The organism is Gammaproteobacteria bacterium (genome assembly GCA_003696665.1).
GTDB lineage: Bacteria > Pseudomonadota > Gammaproteobacteria > Enterobacterales.
Genome location: RFGJ01000545.1, coordinates 1 through 5,053, shown reverse-complemented (window position 1 = coordinate 5,053; position 5,053 = coordinate 1). Strand labels below are relative to the sequence as shown.

Genomic DNA, 5,053 nt, shown 5'->3' with positions numbered 1-5,053 from the left:
CCGCTCATTCTTGATCGCGACATCGCTTCCAAATTGGATGATCCTGCCAATGGACAAAGAGCCCCATAGGCGATAAGGGCACATCAGGATAGTCCGTCAACAACTGCTCAACACGCCTCTGCCAGTGGCTGCTAGGATCGATTTGGTGCATCAAATAAGCGAGAATGAACAGAACTGCCGCCAGTCTTCGTTGGGGATATGGCCGCCCTCTTGGCAATTCCGGCCAATTCCACTCTGGTGCCTTGGGCAACTTTGGTGGGATGGCCAGTTCGCGATTCCATAAACGGGCATGATGGGCACAGATATTTCGGATAAAGGTCAAAGTGTGTAGCCAGGACCCCAGCACTTTATGGGAGACATCGAATCGCCTTGCGATCATTTTTCTATCCCTATCCTTGGCCAACCCCATGTACAGGCGGGAAAGCGTACCAAAGCTTAGTTCTTCCATCACGGCCCAAGACGGGGGGAGTTTTGGCTCACAATAGGTTACTGCGGAGAATCGAAAGTAATTATCCCGCTTTCGATGTTCAATGCGACGCTGTTTGACGTCAAGAGGTGCTCGACTGCCCTCGATTTGTTTTGTTTCTTTTTGCAGTTGTTTTTTCTCGTTATCCAGCTTTGAAGAAATCGCCTCAAGCAGGTCATTATGCTTGTACCACCGCTTAAAATGATGTGAATTCATGTACCAGTGCGCATCGTTATAGTGGCTGGCCATAACATTGCCCAATACGGCCCGGACAGCCACTTCTACGCGCTCAAGCGCATCCATCACTAGAATGCGTAACTTCTGATCAAAGCGATAGAGATCGACAACCTGTTTGAGAGTTGCGTTTTCAACAAAGTGGTGGTGCGGATCCTCACGACGCTGAAAGGGCCGCATGTATGGCGTCAAGCGAAAAAGACTGATGATCTCAAGAAGTGCGGTAGCCCGCACCTCATCCTGAATGGTCAGGCCGCGACACTTGAGCAGATCAATTTGTTCGGAGATGAAGAGCGGTGGCTTGTCAAATTGCCTCATGCCTTTCACCAGACAATAAAAAACCCGCTCAATTTGAGCATACTGATCGAGGTCAGTAGAGGCTTGGCGGGTATGTTGCTTATACTATATCGATATTAGATTGCTTTTTCAAGATCATGTCCAGGTTAGATACCTCAGACAAAAAGTTCGAGAAGCTTGCGGATGGTAGACGCATTAGTAACGATGTTCTCCTGCCATCGTGTGATGATTCTTAACATCACCACGATCTTCATATGACCAACATGTCTGCAAAGCAAGGACAGAGCAACAAGATGAACAAGAACTAGGCCGAAATCCAGCCTGTTCAGCGATGTGCAAACATAAGGTTTAACCAGCTGCTCCACAGAGGAATCGTGATGAAGCTGACGGCAATGCCTAAGGCCACAAGGCGTGAGGCCAGTTTTTCGTCGAGGTGATAGGTCGAGGCGAGGGCGGCCGCGCTCATCATTGGCGGCATGGCGGCTTCTAGAATCGACACCTGCGCGGTAAGCCCATGCTGGCCTGTGAGCAGAAACAACATTGTCAACAAAGCGGGAAGGATAAGCATTTTGATGGTCAATGCCGTCGTCACGATGATCCGATCCGTTTTTCCCATCTGCCACGAAAATTGCGCACCAAGCGCCACCATGACCACCGGGACCAAGCTCGCAGCGATGGGCTCTAATGCGGGGAACCACTGTTGCACCCACGTATACCGGCCACATAAGGTGGCGAATAACAAGGCAATCAATGGCGGAAAAAACACAATGGCCCGCAATTTCTGTCCGATCGATGGTGTCTGGCCGTCCCGTTGCGCGAGCACACTGCCGAGCACTGCTAATCCGAGAAAAGAGCCGAGTTGATCGTAGAGCAGGGCAATCGGGATGGCGTCTGGTCGAGAAAAGAGTGTTAAAAGTGGGATGGCAATAAAGGAGGTGTTGCCAAGCGCCAGCATGAGCGCCAGCGTCAGACGACGCGCCTGAGTGAGCTTTAGGTAGGTGCCGAGTTGTAGCCCAAGCAACCAACCAGCCAGTAGCATGAGCCAGGCGCTTGCCACTGGCACCCACAAATCGGCTTGCCACTTGAGTTCGGGGATGCGGATCAAAATCAGGGCGGGCAAGGCAACCCGAACCACATACTGATTGAGGGTCAGAGCGGCATTATCAGGAAACACGCGAGTCAGGCGAAGGGCCCCGCCGATGAAAAAGAGGGCCCCAGCGACAATTAACGACGTCATTGAGGCGTCACAAAATGCCGGTCTTGTCCGTGGAATTGTGGCGTTTGAATTGATAACACTTTAAGTGGCGTGTCTGAAGTGACTGTGACGGCGTGAACGGTGCCCTTGGGAATTTGTACGAAGGTGCCTGGGGTCAGTGAGATGTGTTGCTCACCCAGCTGCATATCCGCAGAACCTTCTAGGACATACAGCAACTCGGTATGCGTTTTGTGCAGATGGGGCTTGACGTGCTTTTTGACAAAAATAACGAAGCTCGTGGCCTTTGTGTCGTCAGCAATTTTTTTGACGAAAATGTTGTCAAAGTCGCTCGCTTGGATGGCGTTGATGTCCGTTGCGGCAGACGTATAGCCTGCCACCAGAAGCAGGCCCAAAGAACATTGGCGAATGAATTTCATCGTTTCCCCTCCCGACCAAATGACCTTGGTTACAATACGACTTTCACATGTTTCAAAGACACCAGCTCATGATACAACGCATCTAGCTGTTCACGGCTGGTTGCCCGAATGGTCACGCGAATCGCGTGATAATTGCCTTTTGCGCTCGCATGCACCTGTGGCTGATAGTCGCCAGGGGCATGTTTTTGGATGGTGCTCATCACATCATCTAGCAATTCTGGACATGCCACGCCCATGATGCGCAACGGGAAATCGCACGGGAACTGTAAAAGTTCTTCAGAGGTCATCCGCACCTCCCTGAATCAACTTCTGCTTATAGGCATGGTAAATCTCGGCCGCTTTTCGCCACATTGGCCCACATGCTCCGCGACCAACCGGCTTTCCGTCAATTTCAATCACGGCGCGGATTTCCCGAGTCGAGCTTGAGACCCAAACCTCAGTTGCCCGTTTGAGGTCATCTATGGAAATCGGCCGTTCGTGAACACGCATTTTGTTTTGACGAAGAAGTTCGATGACAAGATCTCGGGTAATTCCGCCCAAAATAAGATTGGATTTTGGTGGTGTCACAATTTGATCGTCTAACACCACAAACAGGTTGCTGGCCGAACCTTCATTGACGTAACCGTCGCGGATAAGTAGGGCTTCGTCGGCGCCACGAACGGTGGCTTGATGTTTGGCCAGCACGTTGCCCAGTAGGGCGATCGACTTGATGTCACAACGCATCCAACGAATGTCTTCGACAAGTGCACAACGTATCGGCTGCAGTGCCTCGATGGTTTCATAAACGGGCATGGGTTGGCACATGGCAAAGACAGTTGGCCGAATGTTGTCTGGAATTCGGTGGTCGCGAACAGGTTGCGGACCGCGCGTGACCTGCAGATAGACAGACAGGTGCCCACCTCCGTTGCGTGCCACAAGTGTCTCCAGCATGTCGCGCCAACGCGTATCATTCCAGTCAGAGAGCGAGAGATCGATGGCGCTCAGGCTGTGATGGAGTCGGGCCAGATGGGCATCGAGGCGAAACAGTTTTCCGGCATAGACAGGGATCACTTCATAGACACCGTCCGCAAATAGAAAGCCGCGATCCAGCACCGAGATCTTGGCCTCATTCAGTGGCACAAAATTATCATTGAGAAAGGCAATGTTGTTCATCACGTCATTTCCATTTACGTGCAAACCAGTCGCCCAAGCGACTGAATACGCCGCCTTTTTCGATATCCTGCAGTGCGACCAGTGGGACTTGCTTGATGGTCTTGCCATTGAGCTTAAAATACAAGGTGCCAATCACCGCACCCCGACGAATTGGCGCCTCAAGTTCGGTACTCACCTCGTATTCTGCCTTGAGGTCTTTAATGCTACGGCGCGGGAGCGTGACGGCCACTGGTTCTGCCACTCCAGCGGGGACATGCGCTTGGTTTCCGTACCAGACTCGCACTTGATGCAAGGGGCTATTGGCTTTGACCGGGTGCACCGTCCGATAGAAACGGAATCCCCAGTTGAGCAATTTTTTACTGTCGTATTTGCGCGCATTTTCACTTGGCGCGCCAAGCACCACAGAAATGAGGCGCATATTGTTCTTGACGGCGGAGGCGACCAAACAATAGCCCGCTTTCTCGGTGTGGCCCGTTTTCAGACCATCAACATTGAGGCTTTTGTCCCACAGTAGTGCGTTTCGGTTCAATTGCCGAATGCCGTTATAGGTGAATGCTTTCTCCTTGTAGAGGCTGTAGCGTTCGGGATAATCGTGAATAATGGCACGAGCGAGGATGGCCAGATCACGCGCACTGGAATAGTGATTATCGTCTGGCAGACCGGTGGCGTTGACAAAATGTGTGTTGGTCAAACCCAGTCGTTTGGCATGGGCGTTCATTAGCTGAGCAAAGGCATCTTCGCTGCCCGCAATATGCTCAGCGATGGCGACACTCGCGTCATTGCCGGATTGGATGATAATCCCCCGGAGTAGTTGCTCGACGGTCACGGGTTTGCCCGGTTCAATAAACATCACGGAAGAGCCCGGAAAATTCTTGGCCCAGGCGTTGGTTGAAACGGTGACCGGATCGTCCAGTTTGAGATTGCCAGCGGCAAGTTCTGCCTCGACAATATAGGCCGTCATCATCTTGGTCAGGCTGGCTGGTGGATACCTGACGTCTTCGTTCTGCGCCGCAAGTATTTGTCCGCTGTCATAATCCATGAGTAGATAAGCTTTGGCCGATAACACTGGTGGTGCTGGCACAAAGTCAATGGCATGTGCGGGCAGCAACATCAGTAACGCGCCAAAAAATGCGACAAGTGTTCGAATCATGTGCATCGGTCTGGTCTGAAAACGTTGGTTGTCAAGCTTACCCAATTTAGACTCCTCTTTCATGCCTTTGTCGTGGTTGTCTTTGTTTCGGCACGTTGTTCGGTGATGATTTTCGCATTTTG

The 5,053-nt window shown here is 51.6% G+C and carries 6 protein-coding genes; all 6 read right to left on the bottom strand.

Annotated features, from left to right (window positions below; genetic code table 11):
* Window positions 1-4 precede the first annotated feature (4 nt).
* Entirely contained in the window at window positions 5-1,018 is a 1,014-nt protein-coding gene (locus D6694_13430; GenBank protein ID RMH37229.1) for an Abi family protein, read from the bottom strand.
* 304 nt (window positions 1,019-1,322) lie between these two features.
* Window positions 1,323-2,234 (bottom strand): AEC family transporter, encoded by a 912-nt coding sequence (locus tag D6694_13425; protein ID RMH37228.1) that lies wholly within the window; start codon window positions 2,232-2,234, stop codon window positions 1,323-1,325.
* Window positions 2,231-2,629 carry a cupin domain-containing protein gene (locus D6694_13420; protein ID RMH37227.1) on the bottom strand — a complete coding sequence of 133 codons (399 nt, stop codon included), beginning with the start codon at window positions 2,627-2,629 and terminating at the stop codon, window positions 2,231-2,233. Before D6694_13420 ends, D6694_13425 begins: the two co-directional genes overlap by 4 nt.
* A gap of 29 nt (window positions 2,630-2,658) precedes the next feature.
* On the bottom strand, window positions 2,659-2,916 hold the full coding sequence (locus D6694_13415) for a DUF493 family protein (GenBank protein ID RMH37226.1): 258 nt from the start codon (window positions 2,914-2,916) through the stop codon (window positions 2,659-2,661).
* Window positions 2,906-3,781: a D-amino acid aminotransferase gene (locus D6694_13410; protein RMH37225.1), complete on the bottom strand. Its 876-nt coding sequence runs from the start codon at window positions 3,779-3,781 to the stop codon at window positions 2,906-2,908. Before D6694_13410 ends, D6694_13415 begins: the two co-directional genes overlap by 11 nt.
* 4 nt (window positions 3,782-3,785) lie before the next feature.
* Window positions 3,786-4,937 (bottom strand): D-alanyl-D-alanine carboxypeptidase, encoded by a 1,152-nt coding sequence (locus D6694_13405; GenBank protein ID RMH37230.1) that lies wholly within the window; start codon window positions 4,935-4,937, stop codon window positions 3,786-3,788.
* Window positions 4,938-5,053: the final 116 nt, after the last annotated feature.